This is a genomic window from Paeniglutamicibacter psychrophenolicus, from assembly GCF_030812255.1.
In the GTDB taxonomy this organism is placed as follows: Bacteria; Actinomycetota; Actinomycetes; order Actinomycetales; family Micrococcaceae; genus Paeniglutamicibacter; species Paeniglutamicibacter psychrophenolicus_A.
Window position 1 is genome coordinate 206,853 of sequence record NZ_JAUSSH010000002.1, and the last position, 25,991, is coordinate 232,843.

The following is a 25,991-nucleotide window of genomic DNA, read 5'->3' on the forward strand; positions in this document are numbered from 1 at the left end:
TCACGATGAGCGTTCGCTACGAAGCCAGGATCGACCTCGACGCGGTCACCGCGATCGACATGCACGTGCACCTCGAGGTCGACGACTGCGGGCACAAGGCCATGCCCGAGGACCTCTTCGAGGCCTCGGCCGCGTACTTCAAGTCCGCGGAGCGCACCCCCTCGGTGGACCGCATCGCGCAGCTCTACCGCGAGGCGAAGATGGCCGCGGTGCTCTTCACCGTCGATGCCCGCACCGCGCTGGGCCACGAGCCGAACTCCATCGACGACCTGGTGGCCGGGGCCGCGCGCAACAACGACGTGCTGATCCCCTTCGGCTCCGTCGACCCGCGCACCGGCCCGGCCGCGATCACCGAGGCGCGCCGCCAGGCGGACGTGCTCGGGGTGCGCGGCTTCAAGTTCCATCCCTCGCTGCAGGGCTTCGACCCCTCGAGCGAGGAGTTCTACCCGCTGTGGGCGGCGCTTGAGGAAATCGGGCGCCCGTGCATCTTCCACACCGGGCAGAACGGCATGGGCGCCGGGCTTCCCGGTGGGCGAGGCATCAAGCTGCGCTACTCCAACCCGCTGCTGCTCGACGACGTGGCCGCGGACTTCCCGGGCCTTGTGATCATCATGGCCCACCCCTCGGTGCCGTGGCAGGACGAGGCGAACTCGATCGCCACGCACAAGGCGAACGTGTTCATCGACCTGTCGGGCTGGAGCCCGAAGTACTTCCCGGAGTCCTTGGTGAAGATGAGCAACAACGTGCTCTCCCGCAAGGTGCTTTTCGGCACCGACTACCCGCTGATCACCCCCGAAAAGTGGCTTCGCGCCTTCGCCGAGCTGCCGCTGAAGGACGAAGTGCGCCCGGGCATCCTCAAGGACAACGCGGTGCGGGTGCTGGGACTGGACAAGCAATGACCGATTTCTACCCCAGCGACCAGTACGGCTTTGCCCGGCTGCTGACCGATGCCGAGCGCGCGGCGCTGCTGCGCCTGCGCGCCGTGCTCGATGAGCACGTGCGCCCGGTGCTCAACGACCACTGGGACCGCGGCGAGTTCCCAGAATCGATCATCGCCCCGCTGATCGAGCTGGACATGATGCGCCCGGCCGAGGTGCTGGCCGCCGGCGAAAAGGTCCGCGGCCTCTTTGGCGGCTTCCGGAACTTCGAGCTGGCCCGGGTGGATGCCTCGGTCGTCACCTTCTACAACGCCCAGTCCGGGCTGTTCCGCACCACGGTGAACCTGGGCGGAAGCACGGAGCAGGTCGCCGAACTGGACCCGCGCATCGCCTCCTACGAGTACAAGGGCGTCTTCGCGCTCACCGAGCCGGACCACGGCTCGGACATCGCCGGAGGACTGGAAACCCGGGCCACCTTCACGGACGACGGCCAGGGCGGGCGCTGGGTGATCAACGGCGCCAAGCGCTGGATCGGCGGTGCGGCCCAGGCCGACGTGCTGGCGGTCTTCGCCCGCGACACCGCCGATTCGAAGGTCAAGTGCTTCCTGGTGCCCACCGACGCGCCGGGGGTGAAGCTGAGCAAGATCGAGCGCAAGACCAGCTTGCGGATCATGCAGAACGCCGACATCGAGTTGGTTGACGTCGGGGTTCCGGACTCGGCGCGGCTGGCGAACATCAACTCATTCGCCGATGTCGCCGCCTGCCTGCGCAACATGCGCTCGGACGTCGCCTGGATCGCCGCCGGAGCGGCGGCCGGCGCCTACGAGGCGGCGCTGAAGTATGTCACCGAGCGCCACCAGTTCGGCAAGCCGCTGGTGTCCTTCCAGCTGATCCAGGAAAAGCTCGCCACGATGCTCACCAATGTGACGGCCTCCCTGGCCATGGTGGTCAGCCTGACCCAGGCGCAGGAAGAGGGCATCTACAAGGACGAGAACTCGGCCATGGCCAAGATGTTCACCGCGCGCATGCTCCGGGAGACCGCGGCCCTGGCACGGGAGATCTGCGGGGGCAACGGCATCGTGCTGGACTACGACGTCGCCCGCTTCCACGCCGATGCCGAGGCCATCTATTCCTACGAGGGCACCGACGAGATCAACGCGTTGATCCTCGGCCGGGCCATCACCGGCATCGGGGCCTTCCGCTAAGAAAGACTCCGGCACCACCAAGCCTTTTGCCAAACACTTCAGCAACAGCCACTTAATTAAAGGAGTACCCATCATGGGCCAGACAGTACTTTCCTACGAGCAGCTCGCAACCGCCGCCGGCACCGACCTGGGCTACAGCGATTTCCGCACCGTCACCCAGGACCAGGTCAACACGTTCGCCGACGCGACCGACGACCACCAATGGATCCACACCGACCCGGAAAAGGCCAAGGACGGCCCCTTCGGCGGCCCGATTGCCCACGGCTACCTCTCGCTGAGCCTGCAGATCGCCTTCTGGTCCGAGCTCTTTGACGTCACTGGCGTCTCCACCCGCGTGAACTACGGCCTGGACAAGGTCCGCTTCCCCTCGCCGGTGCCGGTGGGCGCGCAGATTCGCATGAAAGCGCAGATCGCCGAGGTCGAAGAGGTCAAGGGCGGCTACCAGATCGCCGTCGACCAGGTTGTCGAGGTCGAGGGCGCACCGAAGCCCGCAGTGGTGTCGCGCGGCATTTACCGTTTCTACGCCTAGTATCCAGCAAAAGGCCGGGAGCCCGCTGGGGGGTGTTCCCGGCCTTTGCCGTAGTGGCGCAAGGTCGCTGGCCCGAATGTGGCGTCACATTCAGCCATCCCAGGTGCGCAAAAGTGACAACTATTGATTTTTTCAATGATTGTGCTTAGATTGTCTTATGTGGCAGGGGTCACAGAATCTCGCGGTTGGGGCGTAGGTGCCTGGCCCATCATTTTTCACCAAGGAGCATCCATGAAGAAGCGTTTGTCCACCATCCTCGCCGGGGCATCGATTGCAGCTCTCGCACTGACCGGTTGCGGCCAGGGATCGCCCTCCGGCTCCGCCGCCTCGGATACCGGAGCCGCCGCCGCCGGCTCCGACGGACTGACCAAGGTTGTCGTCGGCGTCCTGCCGATCGCACCGTCAGTTGCCGTGAAATACGGAATCGACAAGGGCATCTTCGAAAAGCACGGACTCGACGTCGAGTTCACCACCAGCTCCGCCGGTGCGGCCATGCTTCCGGCCGTCTCCACCGGCGACCTCAACTTCGCCGTCGGCAACCCGCTCTCGGTACTGACCGCGGTCGACAAGGGCCTGGACATGAAAATCGTCTCGGGCTACTCCGACTCCAAGGCCGAAGGGGACGACATCAACGGCGTGGTCGTGCGTGCCGATTCGGGCATCAAGGACTTTGCCGGCCTGGCCGGCAAGACCACCTCGGTGAACGCGCTGAAGACGCAGGGCGACCTGACCATCATGGAATCCGCAACGATCGACGGCGGGGACTCGGGGGCCCTGAAATTCTCCGAGATGCCGTTCCCGGACATGGAAGCCCAGCTCGACCGCGGGAACATGGACGCAGTCTGGCTCCCGGAGCCCTTCCTGTCCAAGGCGCTGGCGAACCCGGACAACGCACTGCTCGGCTACCCGAACCAGAAGGCCATCCCCGGCTTGCCAACCATGGTCAGCTTCACCAGCGGCAAGTTCGCCCAGGAGAAGCCCGAAGTCGTCGCCGACTTCAAGGCAGCCATGACCGAAACCCTCGCCGCTGCAGAAGCCGACCAGGCCGGGGCCAAGGCCATGCTGCCCGAGTTCATGAAGATGGACGCCAAGGTGGCCGAGAACCTGAAGATGGAAACCTGGGACGGCGTGGTGCCCAGCGACCAGCTCGCCAAGCTGGCCGAGCTGGCCGCCAAGCTGAAGTTCCTCTCCAAGGCACCCGACGTCGCGGCCATGACGGTCAAGTAGTACCGACAACAACGTTCCAAGAAGGTGTGCCGGCCATCCGGCCGGCACACGGGAAAGGCACCCATGCTCAACCAAGGCCTCGGCGGCTGGATCCACAAGCGCCGCGTCAAGTCGCAGGACCACGCGGCCGTCATCGAGGGGGAAAAATCCCTGAGCTACGCGCAGCTGGCGACCCGCATCGACAAGCTGGCCAACGCGCTTCGGGCCCTGGGCGTGGCCAAGGGCAGCCGCGTGGCATACCTGGGCAACAACCACTCCGCCTTCCTGGAGACACTCTTTGCCTGCGGCGGCATCGGTGCCATCTTCGTGCCACTCAACACCAGGCTGACCCCGCGTGAACTGAACTACGCGCTGAACGACTCGGGCAGCACCGTACTCATCAGCCCGGTGTCCCTGGACGACCTGGCGCAGGCCTCGCTGGGCGAAAGCCCCGTGGAGCACCACCTGGTGCTCGATGACGAGCCCGGGGCCGACTCGGCGTACGAGCGCGCACTGGGTGCGGCGGAGGCCGGCTACCGGGACATCGCCGTGGACCACGAGGACCCCGCCATCATCCTGTACACCTCCGGGACCACCGGCCGGCCCAAGGGTGCGGTGTTGACGCACGGGAACATGACCTGGAATTCCCTGAACGTCTTGGTCGACTACGACGTGACCAGCGACGCGAAGGCCCTGATGATCGCCCCGATGTTCCACGTGGCCTCGCTGGGCATGGGCGCTTTGCCGACGCTGCTCAAGGGCGGCACCCTGGTGCTGCAGGACAGATTCGAGCCCTCCTCGGTGCTTGCTGCGATCGAACGCCATTCGATCACCTCGCTCTCCGGGGTTCCCACCACCTACCAGATGCTGGCCGAGCACCCCGCTTGGGCCGGCACCGACATTTCCTCGCTGCGCATGCTCACCTGTGGCGGGTCCGCGGTCCCGATGCGTGTGCTCGAGGCCTACGAAAAACGGGGCCTGGGATTCTCGGGCGGCTACGGGTTGACGGAAACCGCACCGGGGGCCACCTCCCTGCAGGCCGAACGCTCCCGCTCCAAGGCCGGATCGGCAGGACTGCCACACTTCTTCACGGACGTCATGATCGTCGACCCCGAAGGTGCCCGGCTGCCGGCCGGACAGGCCGGGGAGATCCTGATCTCGGGCCCGAACGTGATCAAGGAATATTGGCAGCTTCCGGAGGCCAGCGAGGCTGCCTTCATCGACGGACACTGGTTCCGCTCCGGGGACATGGGGTACCAGGATGACGAGGGCTTCCTCTACATTTCCGACCGGCTCAAGGACATGATCATCTCGGGCGGGGAGAACATCTACCCGGCCGAGGTGGAACAGGCCATCATGGAACTTGAGGGCGTGGCCTCGGTGGCCGTCATCGGTGTCCCGGACGAAAAGTGGGGCGAGGTGCCGCGGGCCGTCGTGGTCCCGGTGGAGGGCGTGGCCATCACCGAGTCCGACATCAGGGAACACCTCGCCGGACGCCTGGCCAAGTACAAGATCCCCCGTTCCGTGGTGCTCACGGACGATTTCCCGCGCACCGCCAGCGGCAAGATCCGCAAGACGGATTTGCGCAAGACCTTCGGCGGGACGACCCCGCCTGTTCACACCAGCTAAGGATTCATGACGACCATGAAAAACAGACTCACACTCGCAGTGGCCGCCTTGGGGATTCTCGCATTGAGCGCTTGCGGTTCGGGCTCGCCCAGCGGCGAGGCCGCCGGCGCCGCCTCCGAATCCGGCGGCGCCGGTCTGGAAAAGATCACCGTGGGCGTGATCCCGATCGTGGACACCGCCCCGATCTTCCTCGGCGACTCCAAGGGCTTCTTCGAGGCCGAGGGCCTGGACCTGGACATCCAGACCGCCACCGGCGGCTCGGCCATCGTGCCGGGGATCCAGTCCGGAAGCTACGACTTCGCCTTCTCCAACTACGTCTCGCTCATGGTTGCCAACGACAAGGGCCTGAGCATGAAGGTCGTTGCCAACGGTGTGACCACCTCCGGGAACAAGGACGGGGACTTCGGCGCCGTGGTGGTCCCGAAGGACTCGCCGATCAAGAGCCCCAAGGACCTGGCAGGCAAGAAGGTCTCGGTGAACAACCTTTCCAACATCGGAGACATCACCGTTTCGCAGGTCGTCAAGGACGATGGCGGGGACCCGAGCACCGTTGACTTCGTCGAGGTTCCGTTCCCCGATGCCCCGGCGGCCCTGGAAAACGGCATCGTGGATGCCGCCTGGATCCTCGATCCCTTCCTGGTCCAGGCCAAGGGCGGCGGCGCGCGGGTCGTGAGCAACAACTTCTCCGACTTCGATCCGGAACTGGACATCGCAGGCTACTTCACCTCCTCGGACAAGGTCGCCGCCGAGCCCGAGCTGACGGCCAAGTTCCAGCGCGCCATGAACAAGTCGCTGGAATACGCGAACGAGAACCCGCAGGAGGTCCGCGACATCGTGGGCACCTACACCAAGATCGATGAGGAAACCCGCGCCAAACTGGTGCTGCCGCGCTACCGCGTGGACATCAACACCGAGGCCGCACAGAAGCTCGGCGACGCGGCCCAGGAATTCGGTGCCATCGCCAAGCCCGTTGACCTCGAGGCCCTGTTGCCATGACCCAAATGACCGAACCATCGACGCGCGCCGCGGTGAAGGCCAAGGCCTCCCGCGCACCGTCCAAGGGCCTGCCGAAGTGGGTGCTGGGCCTGATCGGCATCGTGGTGTTCCTGGGCTTCTGGGAATTGATGCCGGCGCTGGGCGTGGTGCAGGCCAAGTACCTGCCTCCGGCCTCCGAGGTCATCGCGGCCCTGGCCACCGACCTGGGGCTGACGGCGTTCTGGGTGGCCGTGGGCGACACGATGCTGGCCTGGGCCATCGGCCTGGCGATCGCCGTGGCTGCCGCCCTGGTGCTGGGCCTGGTGATCGGGATGTCGCCGTTCCTGCGGCGCTTCACCAACTCGACCATCGAATTCCTGCGCCCGATCCCGTCGGTGGCGCTGATCCCGCTGGCGGTGCTGCTCTTTGGCATCAAGATCGAGTCCTCGCTGCTGCTGATCGTCTACGCCTGCTTCTGGCAGGTGCTGATCCAGGTGCTCTACGGGGTGGCGGACGTGGACAACGTGGCGATGCAGACCGCCAGGTCCTACGGATTCTCCTACGCGCAGCGGGTGCGGGACGTCGTGTTCCCCACGATGCTGCCGTACCTGATGACCGGGGTCCGGCTGGCCGCCTCGGTGGCGCTGATCCTGGCGATCACCGCGGAGCTGCTGATCGGCTCCCCGGGACTGGGCAAGGAGATCGCCCTGGCGCAGTCCGGCGGAGCGATTTCCGGGATGTATGCGTTGATCCTGGCCACCGGGTTCCTGGGGGTCGCGATCAACGGGGTCACCCGGGTGGTTGAGAAACGGGTGCTGTCCTGGCACCCGTCGGTTCGCGGGGAGGCGACGGCATGAAAATCCTGAAATCCTTCGGCTACCTGCTGGGGTTGCCGCTGATCCTGCTTACCTGGTGGTGGCTGGCGACCTCCGGGGCGCCGAACTTCTTCGTGCCCACCCCGGCGAAGCTGGTCACCACGTTCATCGAGACCTGGTTCGGGGAGCGGATGCTCACCGACGTGTTGCCCAGCATCATGCGCCTGGTGGTGGGGGTGCTGGCCGCGATCGTGCTGGGCATCGTGCTGGGGCTGGCCGTGGGCCTGAACCGCACGCTGCGGGCGGTGACCGAGCCGGTGTTCGAGTTCTTCCGGGCGCTGCCGCCGCCGGTGCTGGTTCCGGTGCTGATGCTGCTGGTGGGCATCAACGACGGCATGAAGGTCGCGGTGATCATCTCCGGCTGCATCTGGCCGGTGCTGCTGAACACCATCGAGGGCGTGCGCTCCATCGACCCGGTGCAGAACGAGACCTCGCGGTCCTACGGGATCACCGGGTTCTCCCGGATCCGCTACCAGATCCTGCCCTCGGCGACCCCGACGATCATGGCCGGGGTGCGCCAGGCGCTGTCCATCGGGCTGATCCTGATGGTCATCTCCGAGATGTTCGCCTCGTCCTCCGGCCTGGGGTTCACGATCGTGCAGTTCCAGCGGTCCTTCGCGGTCCCGGAAATGTGGTCCGGCATCGTGGTCCTGGGGCTGATAGGCGTGGCCCTGTCCTTTATTTTCCAATGGGTCCAACGCCGCGTGCTGCGCTGGTACCACGGCCTGAAAGAGGTTGAAAATGCAGTCTGAGAATCCCACGTCCCACCAAGGCGGGCGTACCCTGCCCGAGGGCGAGGCACTGCTCTCGGTGCGGAACCTGAAAAAGGTCTACCACACCGACGCCGGGGACATCGAGGCGGTGCGGAACCTGACCTTCGATTTGGGCAGCGGCGAGCTGGTCTGCCTGGTCGGTCCCTCGGGCTCGGGCAAGACGACGCTGCTCAAGTGCATCGCCGGGCTGCTGAATTCCACCTCCGGAGAGGTGCTCCTGGACGGGCAAAAGGTCACCGGCCCGCCGAAGAAGATGGCGGTGGTGTTCCAGGAATACGGCCGTTCCCTGTTCCCGTGGCTCCGTGTGGCGGAGAACGTCGAGCTGCCGCTGAAAAACGCCGGGGTGCCCAAGGAGGAACGCAAGCGCCTGGTGGCCGAGGCGCTGGAGGCGGTGGGCCTGGACCACGTGCCCAGGTCCTACCCGTGGCAGCTCTCCGGCGGCATGCAGCAGCGCGTGGCGATCGCCCGGGCGGTGGCCTACCAGCCGGAGGTGCTTTTGATGGACGAGCCGTTCGCGGCCGTGGACGCGCAGACCCGTGCGGACCTGGAGGATTTGATCCGCAGCGTCTGGAAGAAGCTGGGGGTGACGGTCCTGTTTGTCACCCACGACATCGACGAGTCGATCTACCTGGGCGAGCGCGTCATCATCCTGTCCTCCTCGCCGACGATCGTGCAGGAGGACATCGTGATCGACCTGCCGGCCGAGCGGGACCAGCTGGAGACCCGCTCCCTGCCGCGGTTCACCGAGCTGCGCCACCACGTGTATGCGGAGATCCAGAAGGCCAAGCAGGGGCACCGCCCCGAGGAAGCCATCACCATGGTCGCCAAGTAGCAAGATCCTTACCCTCATTACCGGGACGCCGTGCGTCCGTCATCCCCGTAGTCGGGCGATGACGGGCGTACGGCGTCCTTTTGTGGCCCGCGCCTCGTCCGTCGAACCACGTACAAGTGGCCGCCGTTCCCATTCACGGGATCGGCGGCCACTTTGCCGGCTGCTGGGGTGCCTACTTCCCGTAGGAGGTCCGCCAACCACCCTGGTATTCGGCCCGGGCCACGGTCGAATACGGCACGGGGCTGACCACCACGCGGGCCTCGAACTGGCGGTGCGGCTCCACGGTGGTCTTCTTCGTCCCGCCGTCCGGCTCGCCCCACACCACACGCAGCTCGGTGCCCTCCGGGACATCCGGATCAACAATGGCCAGGGACAGGCCGCGGCGCTCGTTGGAGCTGTAGCCGGTGAACATGGAAAGGCCCACGGTCTTGCCGTCGGCATCGATGACGCGGTCGTAGTTCGACGAGCCGTAGTTGGCCAGCGGGAGGTCGAAATACTTGTAGGGGACCTCGTCGGGGTCCAAAACGGAGGAAAGGATCGTGCCCAGGTCTTCAGCGTTCCAGGCCAGGGTGACCTTCTTGCGCTGGCTGGCCGGATCGATTCTTTCCAGTGTCTCGCGGCCGATGAAGTCGTGGTCGAACTTCACGAAGGACCCGTAGCCCAGTTCCCAGGGCGTGTGATAGTAGTCCTCGATGTCAGCGGAGTCGAAGCTTCCGGCTACGGCGTTGGTGGCCTCATAGCTGTCGGCGCCGAGCCACTCACGGTAGGCGCGCAGCTCCTCGCCGGTGTAGATCGCCGGCAACGGAGAAGGGATCCAACCGGATTCCAGGGTGTTGGAGGGATATGCCCGCGCGCCGACGGGAACCATGCCGAATTCCGCCCCGGCTTCCAGTACCGCCGCGCGGATCGTGTCGTAGGATTCGTACGGTCCCCAGATTTCCAGCCCCGGTGCCCCGGCCATGCCGTGGCGCAGCGTGCGCACTTCCGTCCCGGCGATGTTCATGGTGTCCATGGAGAAGAAGCGCTGCTGCTCCAGCGGCTCCCCGTTCAGTTTCTCGATGATGTTCCAGGCCTGCGGCCCCTGGATCTGGAAGCGCCAGTACTTGCGTTGCACCGGTTTGCCCATGGGGCGGGAGGGTGAGCGGCGATCCACCTCGATCTGCACGTCGTACCCGCCGGTTTCCGCCTGGAAGAGCAGCCAGTTGGCAGCAGGCGCCCGGCCCACGTACACGTATTCATCCTGCTCCTCGTGGAAGAGGATGCCGTCGCCGATGACGTGGCCGGACGGGGTGGTGGGTACGTATTGCTTGGCCCGGTTCACGGGGAACACCGCCACGCTGTTGATGGCGGTGTCGGAGATCAGCTTCAGGGCGTCGGGGCCCTTGATGAAAAGGTTGTCCATGTGGTGGGTCTGGTCGTAGAGCACTGCGGTTTCCCGCCAGGCACGCTGTTCGCTGCGCCAGTTGGAGAATTCCGGGGCCACCACCGGATAGACGTAGGCCCCGAGCTGGGAATTGCGCAGCAGTTCGGCGGTGTTGCCAGCCGCATCCAGGACTTCCTGGAGGTTCTTGGGTGACATGCGAGAAGGCTTCCTTTCCTTTGGGGAGCGGTGCCCTCTTCTTGTCAGGCCCGCACCGGAACACGAAGGAGCGGCGTATCTGCCGCTACCCCGACCATAGGCCAACAGACTCACTAAGTCGATAGTTATTTTCCGGGAAATCAAACCCCACCCGTCCTTGCCGCGCCCCCCGGAGGCGGTGGAGTTGTGCGCCCAAATACTTGGTCCCGTCATGATCCCCCAAAACACTATCGGAATAGGTAGTATGCGACGTACATCACTTTTTGTTTCGGGGGCGACCCCGGGAATCCTGGAGACCAGCATGAAGAGAATCAAAGGGGCGTTGGCCCTGTTCGCGGCACTGAGCTTGGCGGCCTGCGGCAGCGGATCGCCGTCGACCGGACCGGCCGAATCGTCCACCGAAGGTGCCTCCGGCAGCGGCGCCGCCACGGGACTTGAAAAGGTCGAGGTCGGGGTGATCCCCATCGTGGACGTCGCGCCGATCTACCTGGGCGTCAAGGAAGGGCTCTTCGAAAAGGAGGGCCTGGACGTCAAGCTGACGCTGGCCCAGGGCGGGGCGGCCATCGTCCCGGCCATCATGAGCGAGCAGATGGATTTCGGCTTCTCCAATGTCACCTCCATGATCGTGGCGCGTTCCAAGAGCTTGCCGCTGAAGATGGTGGCACCCGGTGGTAGTTCCACCGGAGACACCAAGGCGGACTTCGCCTCGGTGATGACCAAGCCGGACAGTGGTATCAAGGAGATCAAGGATCTGGTCGGCAAGAAGATCGCGGTGAACACCCTGAACAACATTTCAGACTCCACTATCAGCGAGGCCGTGAAGTTGGCAGGCGGGGACTATAAGCAGGTCCACTTCGTGGAAATGGGCTTCCCCGACATGACGGCCCAGCTTGCTGCCGGAAACGTCGATGCCATGGCGGCCGTCGAGCCATTCGTGACCATCTCCGAGGCCGACGGAAATGTTCCGATCTTCTCCAACTACGCAGAGCCGGTCGATGACCTGACCGTCGCGGTGTACTTCACCTCGGATGACTACATCAAGAAAAACCCCGAGACGGCCGCCAAATTTGCCCGGGCCATGACGGCCTCGCAGAAGTTTGCCGACGAGAACCCGGAAAAGGCCAAGGCCGTCCTGCCGGACTACACCTCGCTGGAGCCGGATGTCATCGAGAAGCTGACGATGCCGAGGTACTACACCGAGGTCAATGAGGCCTCCATCGAGAAGATTGCCGAGATCTCGCTGGACCGCGGACTCATCGAGCAGATCCCGGACCTCACGGCGCTGCTGCCGTCAAAGTAGCTCCTACCAAGCATGAAGTCGGCGGCCTGCCGGGAACGGTTTCCCGGCAGGCCGCCGTCGGTTCTGCATGCTCCTGGTCCCCGTCTCAGCGGTGCGTCGCAACCCAGTCCGCGGTGGTCTTGATGCCGCCGAAGGTGTAGAAGTGCAGCTTGATCTCCCCATGGCGTGCCGGGTCGTAGTCCCGGGCCAGGTCGGCAACGAAGCGCTCGGGCCCGGCGGTCCCGAGCAGGTTCCCCAGGGAAAATCCGTAGCGCTTGGCGATCCCGGCGGAGGAAGCGACTCCGAACCGTCGGGCATAGCCCAGCAGCCGCTTGATGCCAGCCGGACCGGGTACCCCGATCCGCACCGGCAACGTGATGCCGCGCTCACGCAACGTGGTTAGCCAGTCCAGGACCGGGACGGTGTCGAACCCGAACTGGGTGATGATTTCGCCCTCGAATCTCCGCTCCCGAAGGGCGGCGCTCTTGGCCTCGAGGGCCGACCAGAGTGCGTCGGCCTCGATTTCGGAATGGCCGTCGGGATAGCCGGCGATCGACACCGTGTTCACTCCGAAGGCCTCGAGCCGCCCGGAGGTGATCAGCGACAGCGAATCAGGGAAAGGGCCCATGGGTTCGGCCGGGTCGCCGCCGACGGCGAAGACGTGGCTTCCGGACCCGACCTGCACCAGCGCCTCAAGGAAGCCGTCGAGCTCGCCGGTGGATGCCAGCCTGCGCGCCGAAATGTGCGGCACTGGATGCAGTCCGGCCTGCTTGACGGCTGCCGCCGCGGCCACCCGCATCGACAGATCCTCGTTGCCCAGGAAAGTGACGTTGACGGGGGTTCCGGGCGGCAGAGACGGGGCTGCCGCTTGGAGTGCGGCGATGTCCTTGCCCGTCATTTCCAGGGAGAATCCGTTCAGCAAGCCCCCGGAGGTGGTGCCGGGATGATCCGTTGTCATCGGTGGTGCCCCTTTCGTGCCCCGTGGGGCAGGTCGGCATCATTGCCTAGGCCCATAGGTATATCCCGGATGCACGATGGTGTCCATGGCCAGGGGGAGGGTCGGTCATTCCTTGGGAATGAGCACCTCGCCCTCGAGTCCGTCCGGGTCCCGGAAGAACATGCTGAGCACGGAACCGAAGTCGTTGATTCTCCCGTCTCCCGCTCCGGACTCGATGATCCGGTTGCGGATGGTTTCGAAGGCCGGCCGGGAGGCGGCTGCAAGGCCGAGGTGGTCGATGCGCCCGCGGCCCCACATCGGGGTCTGCCGTCGTGCCTCGGCGTTCCCGTCGATCACGAAGACATTGAGTTCCGTGCCCGGTCCGATCCTGATGTTCGTCATGGTCTCGCCCGGGCCGTGGTTGCGGGTCGGTCCCACCTGGGCGTCGAAGACCTTTCGGTAGAACTCGCCCAATTTTCCGACATCGTTTGAGATGATCGCGATGTGGTTGACCCCATCCAGCAACATGTTGCCATCCTCCGTTTTGCCATGGCACGCTCGAGTGCCTTCCCTGCCATTGAGCTACAGGTTCCGGGCGTTTTCAAGGGCGGCCCAGCGGTGGCCGGTTCGGGGCGAATGGGGCTGGCGGTCAGCCGTTGAGCCGGTCGATGAGCTTGAGTCCGCGCCGGGCCCAGGCGATTTCTGCCTCCGCCTGGGACATGAGCCCCTCGTAGGTGTAGATCTTGTAGGCGCTGGTCTTTTCGCGGTCGGCCTCCGGGGTGTTGGCCAGACGCCGGTTGAGCATGGCGCTGGAGCCGTCCTCGATTTCCCTGACCTTTTCGCGCCATTGGCCCAGCAGCCCCGTGTGGTGTTCGATGTGGGCGCGCAACTGCTCCCGGGCGGCATCCGGATCCGCCCATTCCAGATAGGCGGCCTTGAGGTGCGCGGGGTCTCGGGTACGGGCGTATTCCAGCGGGGTGTCCATCCAGTTCCTGAATGCAGCCTTGCCTGCCTCGGTCACGTGGTACTGGCGTTTCTTGCCACGTGGGCCCCAGGGGATTTCCTCGCCTTCGAGCAGGCCCTCGGACTCCATGCGCCTGAGCTCCGGATAGATCTGCGAGTCGGGGGCGTGCCACACGTGGCCGACCGAGGACTCGAACTGCTTGTGCAGGTCGTATCCGGTCATCGGCTCGACAACGAGCAAGGCAAACAATGCATTACGGAGACTCATGGCAACTTTCGTCGGTCAGGGGTGTTGCAAATCACTATATCCGCAGTTACTCTATGACCAACACCACTAACTATGTCGATAGGTAGTCTTGCTGCCGTATCGAAAGGAAAACCCCATGACCGTCGTCGCCACGACCAGCTCCACCACCAACAAGGTCCTGCCCCACCCGCTGAACGCCTGGTACGTGGCCGGCTGGGACCACGAGGTCACCCGCAAGCCGATGTCCCGCCGCATCGCCAACCGGCCCGTGGCCCTCTACCGCACCGAGGACGGCAGGGCCGTCGCGCTGGCGGACGCCTGCTGGCACCGGCTTGCGCCGCTGTCCATGGGCAAGACCATGGAAAAGGACACCATCCAGTGCCCGTACCACGGCATCATCTACAACTCGGCCGGCCGTTGCGTCTCCATGCCGGCGCAGGAAACCATCAACCCCTCCGCCACCGTCCCCTCGTTCCCGGTCGTGGAGCGCTACCGCTATGTGTGGATCTGGATGGGCGACCCGACGCTGGCCGACCCGGACCTGGTGCCGGACATGCACCAGATGACTTCCGACGAGTGGGCGGGAGACGGGCTGACCATCCACGCGGCCTGCAACTTCCAGCTGGTGCTGGACAACCTCATGGACCTGACCCACGAGGAGTTCGTCCATTCCTCCACGATCGGCCAGGAGGAACTCAGCGAGTCCGACTTCGTCACCGTGCGCGAGGGCAACAAGGTGACCGTCACTCGCTGGATGCACAACATCGACGCCCCGCCGTTTTGGCTCAAGAACATGCGCGACAAGTTCCCCGGTTTCGAGGGCAAGGTCGACCGCTGGCAAATCATCAACTTCGAGGCACCCTCCACCATCAGCATCGACGTGGGCGTGGCCAAGGCCGGCACCGGTGCACCGGAAGGCGACCGCAGCCAGGGCGTGAACGGTTTCGTCATGAACACCATCACCCCGGAAACCGACAGGTCCTCCCACTATTTCTGGGCCTTCATGCGCAACTACTGCCTCGACAGCCAGCTGATCACCACCCAGCTGCGCGACGGCGTCCACGGGGTCTTTGGCGAGGACGAGGAAATGCTCATGGCCCAGCAGGCGGCCATCGACGCCAACCCGGACTACGAGTTCTACAACCTGAACATCGATTCGGGCGGCATGTGGGTGCGCCGCATCCTCGAAGCGATGCTGGCCGCCGAGGGCCGCCTGGCCGCCTCCGCCTAAGGCGGAGAAGGACAGCGAAGGATACGGACAAGGACCATGGCAGCAACCAACATTGAAACCTGGCAATCGGCCACCGTCAAACAGGTGGTACCGGTCGCCGACGGCATTGCACGCATCGTGCTCGAACCCTCCCTGCCGCTCAAGGCCGAACCGGGATCGCACGTGGACCTGATGGTCAAGATCGACGGGGAGCCGGCCAAGCGCTCCTACTCGGTGGTGGAGTCGAACCACGACGGCACCCGGCTGGTGATCAGCGTGATGAAGGCGCCGCTCTCGCGGGGAGGCTCGATCTTCATGCACGGCCTGGTGCCGGGGCAGCGACTTGAAATCACGCAGCCGCTGCAGAACTTCCCGCTGCGCGTCGGCGCCCGGCGCTACATCCTGCTCGCCGGAGGCATCGGCATCACCGCAATCGCCAACATGGCAGCGGTGCTCAAACGGCTGAAGGCCGACTACACGCTGGTGTACGTCGGACGCAGCCGCAGCGCCATGGCGTACCTGAAAAAACTGTCCGAACTGCACGGCGAGCGTCTCGAGGTGCACGTCGACGACGAGGGCTCCTCGCTGGGCGTCCCCGCGCTGGTGGACCGCGCGGATGCGGACACCGAGCTGTACATGTGCGGGCCGATCCGGCTGATGGACGCGGTGCGCCGCAGCTGGGTCGGGCGCGAACTGGACTTGCCCAACCTTCGTTACGAGACCTTCGGCAACAGCGGCTGGTACGATCCCGAGGAATTCATCGTCAGGGTTCCCAAGCTCAACCTGGAGGTCAAGGTCCCCCAGGGCCGCTCCATGCTCGAGGCCCTCGAGGACGCGGGCGCGGAGATGATGTTCGACTGCCGCAAGGGCGAATGCGGGCTCTGCGAGGTCCGCATCACCGAGCTCTCCGGAGCCATCGACCACCGCGATGTGTTCTATTCCGAGCGCCAGCAGCGCCAGGGCACGAAGATGAACTGCTGCGTCTCGCGCGCCGTCACCTCCCCGACAGGTTCCCGGAGCGATGCGGGCGCCGGACCGGCGGTCATCACGATCGAACCGAACTAGCCGCAGCCGCCCTGGAATCCACCCGACAGGCCCAAGGGCCGCTTCAACGACGACCGGGCCATCGCCGAGATGACAACCGACCACGGGAGCGGCGCCGAGCGCACCTGGACAAGACGAAGACGACCACATGCCGCCCGATCGCCACCGGCGGCACCCATTGACCCGGCTGACCGGTGCCAGCGGGTAGCAAAGGCGCGAAAAGTACTTTTGTCCCCGCCGGTGCCGTTGATGCGAGGACCTTGGTTCGGCGGAAAAGAATCTTGATTCGTTGAAAGATTCGGCGTGCCACGGGGCAGTAGCCACTCTTGTTCATTCGGTACACAGAAGTACACCGAGTACACCGAAGTACACAGGGGGTTCCATGGTTGGGCGAAATCCAACGCCCCCACCTCGGCGTCGAAGACCGCGCGGTAGAAGTCGCCCAGCCGCTTGGCGTCCTTGGGAAGAATCGCGCTGTGGTTGATTCCGCCCAGCAGCATGGTTTGTCCGATCCGTTGGCCGTGGGTGCGATGCGGCTCCTGTTGCCCTATCGCCATGGGGCGCCATGAGGCGGAGAATTCACGGGCACGGGGAGTTTCCCTGGCCTCGGGTAGGGCCTGGAAAGCATTGATCAATAACCCTTTCTCGAGGAAATATCCAGAGCATGGTCCTGGTTCACGAAATGTTTAAGAAAAGGCTGGACAAAAACATTGGTACCGGCGAGTAAGAGCGTTCTTTGTATCTACAACCGTTTTTTGCGTGCGTAACACGAAGTACCAAGTTAGGCTCGCCTGCGGATGATCATCCCCGCAATTTCGCTTCAAGACCCAAGTCCATCCAAGGAGATGTCCACGTGTCGAAAAACGTCAACGGGAGAAAATTCACCGCCGCCGTCATGGCCGGTGCCTTTGCACTCAGCCTTCCATTTGCGGGAGTCGCCCCGGCAACCGCCGATGCAAACTTCCCCAGTGTTGAGGGAACCACAAATACCTCCAGCATCCTGTCCTATGCGGATGTCGTGTCGGAGATGCTCAAGCTCGAGAAGACATCCCGGTTCAACGTCGATGTCTTCACCCTGACCGAGGCCGGCATGGCGGTGAACACGTCCGAGCAGGGGCGTGACCTGTATGTTGCAACGGTGGGCACAGGGCCGAAGCACGTGTGGCTCCAGGGCAGGATCCACGGCAACGAACCGTACGGCGCCGAGGCCCTGCTGCAGGTGCTGAAGGACGTGGGTACCAACGGGTCGGCCGACTACGAGCTGCTCCGCAAGGAATTCACGCTGCACTTCATCCCCAACTACAACCCGGATGGATCCGAGGCGAATATCCGCCACACGATCCTGTGGGATCAGATATCCAACAAGCCGCTGCTCGGTGCCAACGGGCGCGAGCGCCTGATCGACCTCAACCGAGATTGGACGCCCACCGGATTCGCTGCCAAGGAGTCCCTGGCCTTCTACGAGTACTGGACCACGGTCAAGCCCGACTATGGAATCGACATCCACCACCAGGGCCTGAAGAAGCAGTGGGAAACCGGCGATGACGTGACGTTCTCGTTGGGCATCTCGCTGGCACCGAACGGACCGACGCTTCCTGGCATCAAGGATGGTCTCTACAACGACCAGACCCGCCAGATGAATGTCCACGTCTATGATTCACTCAGGAAGTACGGGTTCGTCAACACCGACCGCTACCAGGTCGGCAACGGCATGGAGATCGACATCAAGGGCGGCGTCGTCTCGGCGATGATGCTCGGCCTTGACTACAAGGGCATGAACCCCACCGGCCACTCCAACCCGGTGGTGTTCTTCGAGACCTCCGGCAACACCTCCAACGGCAGCCTGGGACAGAAGGCACGCGGCAAGTCCATCAAGCAGAACGCGCTTGCCGTCAAGGAGCTGCTAACTGGAATTGCCAGCGGCGCCGTTGACAAGGTGGATCCTGACCGCTGGGAGGAAATCCCGCACCAGCCGGTCACCGGATACAACACGGACTACGCAGGGAACATCCCGAAGTAGACAAGATCGCGACCAAGCCGCCACGAGGTCGACCCAGGCATGGCCGGCGCATGCAGAACTACAGCGACCCCGGACGATTACCTCAACGTCCGGGGTCGCTGTCGTTGCCCGGAAGCCCGGGGGATGTTCTGCGGTGCCCTGTTCGGCTCAGGGCTCCCAGACCGCTGCCGCTCCCCGGACAGCGCCGCGGATAGAGGTGTGCAGCGCTAAGGCTGCGGCTGGTGCCAAACCCGAGCCTCGGGGTCCACCGCGTCCAGCGGGGCCGGGAAGCTGGACATTGCCGGAATCTCTTAATGGGTCTCCCGCATGTTGCTGAACCTCGGGGGAGTCGGTGTTCCCCTTGGGTGAAGGTGAGGGAAGCACGCCCAGGGAAGAGGGGCTAATACATCCCGAGGACCGCCAGGCTGGGCTGGACGGGAAGCACCGGCGTGGAGAAGCCGTGGCGCGGCCGTCGACAAGCATGCGGAGGCGCGGACAACCCTGCGGATGCATGGAGCCGAATCATGCATTTCATCGTCCGGGGAGCCCGTCAAGGTGCGACTTGGGAAAGGTACCCGTTCCAAAACAGGGAATCCGGTCTCATCCGGACCGGCAAAGCGGACAACGATGCCCGGTATGGAACGTGTCGTCCATACCGGGCCTCGAGGTTCCTGCAGGAACTCAGTGTTGAAGCGCCTCACTGCCTTCACGGCGCAAGGGTTCGGAAGCCGGGGTCGGGCCATCTTGGCCCATGTCGGCATCCAGGCTTTGGATGCCGACATGGCATGGGCCCATCTGTCAGGGCCTGGGCCCGCAGCCAGGATCCCGTCGTCGATGCAGGCCCTGCTCGGGTCGATGCTCGCGATTCTCTAGGTTCTCCATTTTGCCCGCGGATAGCGGCAAGATGCGAAAGATGTCGAGCGGAAGTTCCACCAGGATTGCTCCCACTCGACACGCTTCCCTCGACTACGTGAGCGAGACCTTTCATGAAGAGGTTGCCCGATTACACCAGCGCGTAGTTCTTGAAAGCGCTGTAGCTTCGTTGAATGGCGATCTGATCGGCTAGATACTTGGCATCATGCCAGACGCCCCAAATGAAACTCGATCCTCGGCGTGACTGCCAGGGAAGACCAAGGAAGTAGACCCCGGCCTCCGCCGAGACCCCTCGCTGATGAATCGGGCGTCCGGATTCGTCGAATGCGTCGACCTTCAGCCAGCTGTAGTCGAAACCGAAACCAGTCGCCCACAGAACCGTGGACACACCGGCCTCTGCAAGATCAAGCTCCAAGATCGGATCGGTCACGCATTGAGGATCTGCACCCAGGACTCGGGCTTCTGGTTCCTCGGGCAGGTCGATTCCGTTTCGCAGGATGTAGGCGTCGGCTTCGTCGAGCAGCGAAAGATAGTTGGCATCGCCATCGGCGATGTTCCGGGCCAGATCGTCGTTGAAAGTCATGGTTCCCCCGTCGTACGAGGAAGCCCGTCCCACCAACTTGATTCCGCTCTCTGCCAGCTCCCGGAAATCAATGGTGTGCCCACCCCGGGCGCCGCTGACGGCTATGGTGACGTGCTCGGCTCCGATCGGCGGGGCCGCGGCTTCCCACTTGTTCAACACGCCGAGCCACCACACGAAGTCGCGGCCGCGGTAGCTCCGCGGGGGCCGGTCGTGTGGTCCGACGGCCAAATAGACTTGGCGCCCGAAACGCTGCAGCTCGTCGGCTATCTGGACACCGGAAGAGCCTGCGCCGACCACGAGGACGGCTCCGGAAGGAAGCTGTTGCGGATTGCGGTAACTGCTGGAGTGGAGCTGATGGAGGCGGGCGGATTGAGGGACCAGGGCAGGGATGATCGGTTTCTGGAACGCGCCAGTGGCGGCCACGACAAAGGCGGCGTCGATGATGCCTTCGGAAGTCTCCACGCGGAAACCGGATTCGCCTTCCTTCTTGTTGACCTGCTGCACCTCGACTCCGCATCGGATGGGGGCATTGAACGCGGCCGCGTAGTCCTCGAAATATTCTGCCACCTGATCTTTCGTGGCAAATTCATCAGGGTCGACATCGTTGAAATCCATGCCGGGAAAGCGGTCGTGCCAAGCCGGGCCATTGGCCACCAACGAATCCCAGCGTTCCGAGCGCCAGCGTTCGGCAACCCGGTTTCGCTCAAGGACGATATGGGGCACGTTCATTTTGGTCAGGTGCTCGCTCATCGCCACACCGGCCTGGCCGGCGCCCACGACGAGGACCTCCGTCGCCTCTGGCTGCATATTCGACATTCCGATTCTCCGCTCGAATGGTTGTAATGGTTCGGGTGACTGCGGCGAGAATTTCCTAGCGGCAGGTGTTGTCCCCGGTGAGGGCGGCTGTTCCCGATTGATTCAAGCAAACGGCAGGTTGAGAACCGCTGTCCAATATCTGTTGGCGACGAAGCGCATCACTAAATTAGATTTGAGCCGACTGGGTGCATCACATGATCAAATGATCGCCTCCTGGTGCGGCAAGTCTTCAATGATCTGTTTTTGAGATTCAGTTGCTCTGATTTAGCTGCTTTACGGATGCCTTCGGGGTGGCCACAATGGTGCCATACGAACATTTCGGGAACCCTCCAGAGAAACGGAATTGCCATGTCGACACACCAGCGCCTGCGAAAGTTCAACACCAAGGACACCTATCCGGAACAAAACCTGGACAACGACCTGTGCCAAGCGGTCGTGGCCAATGGCGTGGTCTATCTGCGTGGCCAGATCGGGCAGGACCTGGAAACCCGCGAGTCCGTGGGCATTGGTGATGTCGAGGCCCAGGCCGAGAAGGCCATGGCGAACATCAAGATGCTGCTTGAAGAAGCGGGCAGCGGCCTTGAAGACATCGTGAAGGTCACCGTTTACCTCATCGATCCCCGCTACCGCGAGGCTGTGTACCGTGTCATGGGCAAGTGGCTCAAGGGTGTCTACCCCGTATCCACCGGCATTGTCGTCCAAGCACTGGCGCGCCCCGAATGGTTGGTTGAGATTGATGCCACCGCCGTGATTTCCGAGGGAGCCTCCAAATGACGTTCAGCATTGTCGCCCGCGACCAGCACGGCCGCATCGGCATGGCAGTGAGCTCGTCGTCTCCTGCCGTCGCAGCACGATGCACCCATTTGCGGGACGGAATCGGTGCGGTCAGTTCACAGAACATCACGGATCCCCGGCTCGGGACCCACATCCTGGACCTGTTGGAGGCCGGGCACGGGGCCGATTCCGCCATCCAGGCAGCACTCGAGAACTATGCGGACGCGGACTATCGACAACTGGTGGTGCTCGATGCACACGGCGGCGTCGCGGTGCATCACGGGAAGCACACGTTGGGCGTGCATGGCAGCGGCCAGGGGACGCATAGCGTCGCCGCAGGCAACATGTTGAGCGGCTCGCATATTCCCCAGGCCATGTGCGATGCATTTGAGCAGTCCGAAGGCGAGCTGGAGGAGCGCCTGCTGGCCGGCCTTCAGGCTGCATTGTCCGCCGGAGGCGAGGAGGGCCCGGTTCACTCCGCGGGAATGGCGGTGGTTTCAGGGCACGGCTGGCGTGATACCGACCTTCGGGTCGACTGGCATGAGGATCCCATCGCCGAACTAGGTCGACTGCTCGGTGTGTGGTCGCCGCAGCGAAACGACTACGTGGTCCGGGGACTGGACCCCTCCGCTTCCGTCGGTTATGGAGTGCCCGGCGATGAGCGCTGAAACCATGGCAGCGGCAGGCGCCGGAGCCCTGAAACCGGAAGACAAGCGGCGGGTGCTGGACACCGTGCGCGAACACCAGGCCGAACTCATCGGGTTGTCTGAACGGCTGCACGCCAACCCGGAACTCGGATGGCAAGAACACCAGGCGGCAGAGTGGACAGCTAGCTATCTTGAAAGTCGCGGTTTTGCCGTCGAACGCGGCTACCTGGGCTTTGATACAGCCATTCGAGCCGTGTACGGCAGCGGCAGCCGCCGGGTGGGGCTGATGGCCGAATACGATGCGCTGCCCGGGCTGGGACATGCCTGCGGACACAACATCATCACCGCGATGTCATGCGGAGCGGCCGTGGCGCTCTCCGCTTTCGCCGATGCGCGCGACTTGACCGTCGAGGTCTACGGAACGCCGGCCGAGGAAGGCGGCGGCGGAAAAATTGAGTTGCTCAAGAAGGGTGCTTTCCGGGGACTGGACCTGGCCATGATGGCCCACCCGAGTCCGGTTGATTCGGCAGAGGCCAGTCCGTATGCCGTCGCACACAACCACGTCGTTTTTGAAGGAAAGGCGGCCCATGCTGCCGCGTATCCGGAGCAGGGCATCAACGCCAACGACGCGTTCATCGTCTCCCAGGTGGCCCTGGGCCTGTTGCGCCAGCAATTGCCGTCGCAGACCCGTGTCCACGGCGTGCAGACGCGCGGCGGGGAAGCTCCCAACGCGATCCCGGAACGAACCGAGGGGCGTTGGTATGTCCGCGCGCAGACACTGAAGGATCTTGAGGGCCTCGAATCGCGTGTGGCCCGTTGCTTCGAAGCCGGGGCCTTGGCGACCGGTTGCGAATTGACCATCACTCCGGAGTCCGAGCCGTATTCGGAGTTTCGCACCGAGCAGCGTGCGCTCGACATCTATGTGAAACATGCACTCGAGCTTGGACGCCGGTTCGATGCGCCGCCGGAGCAGGCCACGATGAACCGGGCGTCCACGGACATGGGCAACGTGTCCCAGGTAGTTCCGGCCATCCACCCATACATAGGCCTGGGGTGCTACCCCGTGGCCAATCACCAAAAAGAATTTGCCGCTCATTGCGTGGGCGACGATGCAAACCGAGCCATCCACGACGGATCAGTTCTGCTTGCCCTGACGGGACTGGATTATCTGGGCTGAAAGCCCCCAAGCAAGGAGACAAGAAAATGAGCAGCATCACCGCAACGAGGGACGGCACCGTACGGGTCGAAGCGGACAGCCTCGGGGAACGCAGTGTGCCCGCGGAGGCCTATTGGGGGATCAGCACCCTGCGTGCCTTGGAGAATTTTCCGGTAAGCCGGCGAACGATCGGGAGCATGCGTTCACTGATCTGGGCCCTGGGCTCGGTGAAGTATGCGGCCGTGCGTGCCAATGAAGAGCTCGGACTGATCGATCCGGCCAGTTCCCTGGCTGTGCAACAGGCCGCCCGGGAAGTCATGGACGGAAAGTTCGACGACCAGTTCATTGTTGACCGGATCCAAGGGGGTGCGGGTACAAGCACAAACATGAATGCCAACGAGGTGGTGGCCAACAGGGCGCTGGAAATCCTGGGCCATGCCAAGGGCGAGTACCAGTATTTGCATCCCATTGACGTGGTCAATCGCAGCCAGTCCACGAACGACGTGTATCCGACGGCGCTGAAGCTTGCACTTCAGCGCGAATTGGCGATGCTGATGGACGAACACGAGAAGCTCACCGCAGCGTTCGCCGCAAAGGGCCTGGAATTCGCACACATCCTGAAGATCGGCCGGACCCAACTTCAGGATGCCGTTCCCATGACCCTGGGCCAGGAGTTCGGTGCTTTTGCCGAGACGTTGCGTGAGGACCGGCTGCGGATCGCTGAGCTGGCGACCCATCTAGGCGAATCCAATTTGGGTGCCACAGCCATCGGGACCGGTATCACTGCACCGCACGAATACCGGAACCTCGTGATCCAGCAATTGTGCGACGTGACCGGCATGAAGCTGACTTCGGCGACCAACTTGGTTGAAGCCACGAGCGATACCGGGGTTTTCATGCTGGTTTCCGGCATCATCAAGCGCACTGCCGTCAAGCTCTCGAAAATCTGCAACGATCTGCGACTGCTGTCGTCCGGACCGCAGGCCGGATTGGGGGAGATCTTCCTGCCGGCGGTTCAAGCCGGATCATCGATCATGCCCGGCAAGGTCAATCCGGTGATCCCCGAGATGGTCAGCCAGGTTGCCTTCCGGGTGGTTGGCGCCGACACCACAGTGACGATGGCTGCCGAAGCGGGCCAACTTCAATTGAATGCATTCGAGCCGGTGATGGCAGATGCCCTGTTCGAATCCATTCAATGGCTCACCTCGGCCTGTTCGATTCTCCGCACCCGTTGCGTGGACGGCATCGAAGCCAACCTGCCCGTCCTGCAGCAACGCATGGTTGAGTCGGTGAGTGTGGTGACCGGGCTTGCGCCGCTCATTGGTTATGCCGCGGCTGCGGAGCTGGCCAAGGAAGCCTTGGCGACGAATCAAGGCATTGCCGCCCTGGTCGCAAAGAAAGGGTTGGTTGAGGCGGACCGTTTGCTTGAGGCGTTATCCCCGCAGGCCTTGGCGGGAGCGTAGCCGGTAACGGACACGGAAGGCCATGGCACCGCAGCACCGCGTAGGCGAGCTGCGGTGCCATGGCCTTGTCCGGAGCCTTGGTCCACCGTGCATGGACGCGGCTTTTCGGTGACTGGTGCGGGGCGACCGGATAGCATGTTCCGGAGCCTCGCGGGAGGAGGGCTTTCGGCCGCGACCCCGGGGGCCGTGGATGGTGCACGGAAGCGGCTGTGAGGGCGGGTTGCAGCCAGCAGGAAAACCGTGGCGTCGCAGTGGTGGCCTCGCTGTTCGACCCGGGAAACGGTACAAAACGCTGCGCGAGGCGGTCGTCGCCGAATCGAACAGCATCGCCTCGCCTCAACCGGCGTACTGACCGGGCCCGGCAGACCGACGATGCGCCGGCACACCGGTTCCAGGCAGGAAAACGCCACCACCCAGGACAAATACCGCGGTGGCCGAAGCGCTACCGGGTCCCCGCTCCGTGGCTATCCGATGGACCCGCACCTGCTATCCAATGATCCGGCTCAACACACCGCTGTCCAAAAATGGCACGGACCATCTACAGGCCCGGCTATGTTCCAAGACGGCAAGCCCGATCTCAGGCTTCGGCTGGCTGTTGACCGGAAAGTTCGGCCAGCTGGTCGCGCACGCAACGGCCGACCGCTCTCATCCGGGCAGTGGCCCGTTGGGTTCTCAAGTGGGCGATCACGATGTCCAGCTGCGGCACCGCATTGGTGATCTGCACGGCTGCCACCTGCTGGCCGTCATACGTCATGTTGTGGTGTGGATGCTGGTGCAGGATCGAGTATCCGTGCCCGTGTGCCACCAGCGTGCGCACTGTTTCAAAACTTCCGGATTGGAACCGCACTTCGGGGCTGATGCCGGTGTCGCGCAGGAGCGAAAGCATCAGATCACGGGTGTAGGGCATGTCGAGCAAGATGAACGGTTCGCCGGCCATGTCCTCTAGGTCCAGTGAAGAGCGCTTCGCAAAACGGTGGTCGTGGGGCAGCAACAGATAGGGCCGGGCCCGATCGACCACCGTGGTTGCCACGCCTTCGGGAATCCCCAGGTCGTATCCCAATGCCAAGTCGGCTTGGCCGTTGAGCAGCGCATTTGAACACCCGGCGGCATCGGCTTCGAGTACCTCCACCACCAACTGTGGGTAGTCTTGGCTCAACCTGCTGAGCAACCCCGGTATGAGGAAGGGTGCCAGTGTGCTGAAGCAGGCAATCCGCACGCGGCCGGCCACACTGAGTTGTTCACCACGTGCCTTCTCAACGATGTCCTCCACATGACCCAGGACGGCCAGGGCATCACGCAGGAAGGCCTCCCCGGCAGGGGTGAGTGCCAACCCTTTTGATCGTTGACGGATGAAGAACTGTGACCCGATTTGCCGTTCCAGGTGGGCCACGGCGCTGGAGATCGCCGACTGGGCGACGTGGAGCCGTTCGGCCGCCAAGGTCATTGACAGCCGGGCTGCGGCCTCCGTGAAATACCTGAGTTGGGTAAGGGTGATGTCCATAGCCTGAGCTTAGCGCTT

The 25,991-nt window shown here is 63.8% G+C and carries 24 protein-coding genes; 17 read left to right on the top strand and 7 right to left on the bottom strand.

Going from position 1 to position 25,991, the window contains the following annotated elements; all coding sequences use genetic code 11:
• Positions 1 to 5 precede the first annotated feature (5 nt).
• The 9 genes from J2T21_RS04045 (at position 6) to J2T21_RS04085 (ending at position 8,902) form a co-directional block, all read left to right on the top strand.
• The gene (locus J2T21_RS04045; RefSeq protein WP_307578751.1) at positions 6 to 899 is read left to right on the top strand and encodes an amidohydrolase family protein; all 894 of its coding nucleotides are present in this window, start codon (positions 6 to 8) and stop codon (positions 897 to 899) included.
• Positions 896 to 2,083 carry an acyl-CoA dehydrogenase family protein gene (locus tag J2T21_RS04050; protein WP_307578753.1) on the top strand — a complete coding sequence of 396 codons (1,188 nt, stop codon included), beginning with the start codon at positions 896 to 898 and terminating at the stop codon, positions 2,081 to 2,083. Before J2T21_RS04045 ends, J2T21_RS04050 begins: the two co-directional genes overlap by 4 nt.
• 73 nt (positions 2,084 to 2,156) lie before the next feature.
• Positions 2,157 to 2,612, top strand: coding sequence for a MaoC family dehydratase (locus J2T21_RS04055; protein WP_307578755.1), 456 nt, complete (start codon positions 2,157 to 2,159; stop codon positions 2,610 to 2,612).
• A gap of 231 nt (positions 2,613 to 2,843) precedes the next feature.
• Complete coding sequence (locus J2T21_RS04060; protein ID WP_307578757.1) at positions 2,844 to 3,839, top strand: ABC transporter substrate-binding protein; 996 nt, start codon at positions 2,844 to 2,846, stop codon at positions 3,837 to 3,839.
• A 63-nt stretch (positions 3,840 to 3,902) separates the two neighbouring features.
• Positions 3,903 to 5,447 carry an acyl-CoA synthetase gene (locus J2T21_RS04065; RefSeq protein WP_307578759.1) on the top strand — a complete coding sequence of 515 codons (1,545 nt, stop codon included), beginning with the start codon at positions 3,903 to 3,905 and terminating at the stop codon, positions 5,445 to 5,447.
• A gap of 15 nt (positions 5,448 to 5,462) precedes the next feature.
• Positions 5,463 to 6,443 (top strand): ABC transporter substrate-binding protein, encoded by a 981-nt coding sequence (locus J2T21_RS04070; RefSeq protein WP_307578761.1) that lies wholly within the window; start codon positions 5,463 to 5,465, stop codon positions 6,441 to 6,443.
• Positions 6,440 to 7,279: an ABC transporter permease gene (locus J2T21_RS04075; protein ID WP_373457887.1), complete on the top strand. Its 840-nt coding sequence runs from the start codon at positions 6,440 to 6,442 to the stop codon at positions 7,277 to 7,279. The genes J2T21_RS04070 and J2T21_RS04075 overlap by 4 nt, the downstream gene beginning before the upstream one ends.
• A complete protein-coding gene (locus J2T21_RS04080; RefSeq protein WP_307578763.1) occupies positions 7,276 to 8,049 on the top strand; it encodes an ABC transporter permease in 774 nt (257 codons plus the stop codon). The genes J2T21_RS04075 and J2T21_RS04080 overlap by 4 nt, the downstream gene beginning before the upstream one ends.
• Complete coding sequence (locus tag J2T21_RS04085) at positions 8,039 to 8,902, top strand: ABC transporter ATP-binding protein (protein WP_307578764.1); 864 nt, start codon at positions 8,039 to 8,041, stop codon at positions 8,900 to 8,902. The genes J2T21_RS04080 and J2T21_RS04085 overlap by 11 nt, the downstream gene beginning before the upstream one ends.
• Before the next feature lie 172 nt (positions 8,903 to 9,074).
• Here the strand turns inward: J2T21_RS04085 and ligM are convergent, their stop codons facing one another.
• A complete protein-coding gene (gene ligM, locus J2T21_RS04090; RefSeq protein WP_307578766.1) occupies positions 9,075 to 10,481 on the bottom strand; it encodes a vanillate/3-O-methylgallate O-demethylase in 1,407 nt (468 codons plus the stop codon).
• Positions 10,482 to 10,782: 301 nt separating this feature from the next.
• On the opposite strand from ligM, the gene J2T21_RS04095 reads away from it, so the two are divergent.
• Positions 10,783 to 11,781 carry an ABC transporter substrate-binding protein gene (locus tag J2T21_RS04095; protein ID WP_307578768.1) on the top strand — a complete coding sequence of 333 codons (999 nt, stop codon included), beginning with the start codon at positions 10,783 to 10,785 and terminating at the stop codon, positions 11,779 to 11,781.
• 85 nt (positions 11,782 to 11,866) lie between these two features.
• Here the strand turns inward: J2T21_RS04095 and J2T21_RS04100 are convergent, their stop codons facing one another.
• The 3 genes from J2T21_RS04100 to J2T21_RS04110 all read right to left on the bottom strand — a co-directional run bounded on the left by J2T21_RS04100 (position 11,867) and on the right by J2T21_RS04110 (position 13,928).
• Positions 11,867 to 12,718 carry a methylenetetrahydrofolate reductase gene (locus J2T21_RS04100; RefSeq protein WP_307578770.1) on the bottom strand — a complete coding sequence of 284 codons (852 nt, stop codon included), beginning with the start codon at positions 12,716 to 12,718 and terminating at the stop codon, positions 11,867 to 11,869.
• Positions 12,719 to 12,823: 105 nt separating this feature from the next.
• Positions 12,824 to 13,225 carry a VOC family protein gene (locus tag J2T21_RS04105; RefSeq protein WP_307578772.1) on the bottom strand — a complete coding sequence of 134 codons (402 nt, stop codon included), beginning with the start codon at positions 13,223 to 13,225 and terminating at the stop codon, positions 12,824 to 12,826.
• A 121-nt stretch (positions 13,226 to 13,346) separates the two neighbouring features.
• Entirely contained in the window at positions 13,347 to 13,928 is a 582-nt protein-coding gene (locus J2T21_RS04110) for a PadR family transcriptional regulator (protein ID WP_307578774.1), read from the bottom strand.
• 115 nt (positions 13,929 to 14,043) lie between these two features.
• Between J2T21_RS04110 and J2T21_RS04115 the strand changes: the two genes are divergently transcribed.
• Together J2T21_RS04115 and J2T21_RS04120 are read left to right on the top strand one after the other, a co-directional pair.
• A complete protein-coding gene (locus J2T21_RS04115) occupies positions 14,044 to 15,138 on the top strand; it encodes an aromatic ring-hydroxylating dioxygenase subunit alpha (protein ID WP_307578777.1) in 1,095 nt (364 codons plus the stop codon).
• A 36-nt stretch (positions 15,139 to 15,174) separates the two neighbouring features.
• On the top strand, positions 15,175 to 16,182 hold the full coding sequence (locus J2T21_RS04120; RefSeq protein ID WP_307578779.1) for a PDR/VanB family oxidoreductase: 1,008 nt from the start codon (positions 15,175 to 15,177) through the stop codon (positions 16,180 to 16,182).
• Here J2T21_RS04120 and J2T21_RS04125 read toward each other — a convergent pair.
• Positions 16,179 to 16,796, bottom strand: a complete 618-nt coding sequence (locus tag J2T21_RS04125; protein ID WP_307578781.1) for a hypothetical protein — start codon at positions 16,794 to 16,796, stop codon at positions 16,179 to 16,181. The two genes, J2T21_RS04120 and J2T21_RS04125, sit on opposite strands and share 4 nt — an antisense overlap.
• A 218-nt stretch (positions 16,797 to 17,014) precedes the next feature.
• On the opposite strand from J2T21_RS04125, the gene J2T21_RS04130 reads away from it, so the two are divergent.
• The gene (locus J2T21_RS04130; protein WP_307578783.1) at positions 17,015 to 18,181 is read left to right on the top strand and encodes a M14 family zinc carboxypeptidase; all 1,167 of its coding nucleotides are present in this window, start codon (positions 17,015 to 17,017) and stop codon (positions 18,179 to 18,181) included.
• 982 nt (positions 18,182 to 19,163) lie between these two features.
• Here the strand turns inward: J2T21_RS04130 and J2T21_RS04135 are convergent.
• On the bottom strand, positions 19,164 to 20,432 hold the full coding sequence (locus tag J2T21_RS04135; RefSeq protein WP_307578785.1) for a flavin-containing monooxygenase: 1,269 nt from the start codon (positions 20,430 to 20,432) through the stop codon (positions 19,164 to 19,166).
• Positions 20,433 to 20,780: 348 nt separating this feature from the next.
• On the opposite strand from J2T21_RS04135, the gene J2T21_RS04140 reads away from it, so the two are divergent.
• Genes J2T21_RS04140 through J2T21_RS04155 form a run of 4 tightly spaced genes read left to right on the top strand, consistent with a single transcriptional unit; the run spans position 20,781 to position 24,472 of the window.
• Positions 20,781 to 21,206: a RidA family protein gene (locus J2T21_RS04140; protein ID WP_307578788.1), complete on the top strand. Its 426-nt coding sequence runs from the start codon at positions 20,781 to 20,783 to the stop codon at positions 21,204 to 21,206.
• Positions 21,203 to 21,874: a DUF1028 domain-containing protein gene (locus J2T21_RS04145; RefSeq protein WP_307578790.1), complete on the top strand. Its 672-nt coding sequence runs from the start codon at positions 21,203 to 21,205 to the stop codon at positions 21,872 to 21,874. Before J2T21_RS04140 ends, J2T21_RS04145 begins: the two co-directional genes overlap by 4 nt.
• The gene (locus tag J2T21_RS04150) at positions 21,864 to 23,030 is read left to right on the top strand and encodes a M20 family metallopeptidase (protein WP_307578792.1); all 1,167 of its coding nucleotides are present in this window, start codon (positions 21,864 to 21,866) and stop codon (positions 23,028 to 23,030) included. Before J2T21_RS04145 ends, J2T21_RS04150 begins: the two co-directional genes overlap by 11 nt.
• 26 nt (positions 23,031 to 23,056) lie before the next feature.
• Complete coding sequence (locus tag J2T21_RS04155) at positions 23,057 to 24,472, top strand: aspartate ammonia-lyase (RefSeq protein WP_307578794.1); 1,416 nt, start codon at positions 23,057 to 23,059, stop codon at positions 24,470 to 24,472.
• Between the two features lie 577 nt (positions 24,473 to 25,049).
• Here J2T21_RS04155 and J2T21_RS04160 read toward each other — a convergent pair.
• Positions 25,050 to 25,973: a LysR substrate-binding domain-containing protein gene (locus tag J2T21_RS04160; protein WP_307578796.1), complete on the bottom strand. Its 924-nt coding sequence runs from the start codon at positions 25,971 to 25,973 to the stop codon at positions 25,050 to 25,052.
• Positions 25,974 to 25,991: the final 18 nt, after the last annotated feature.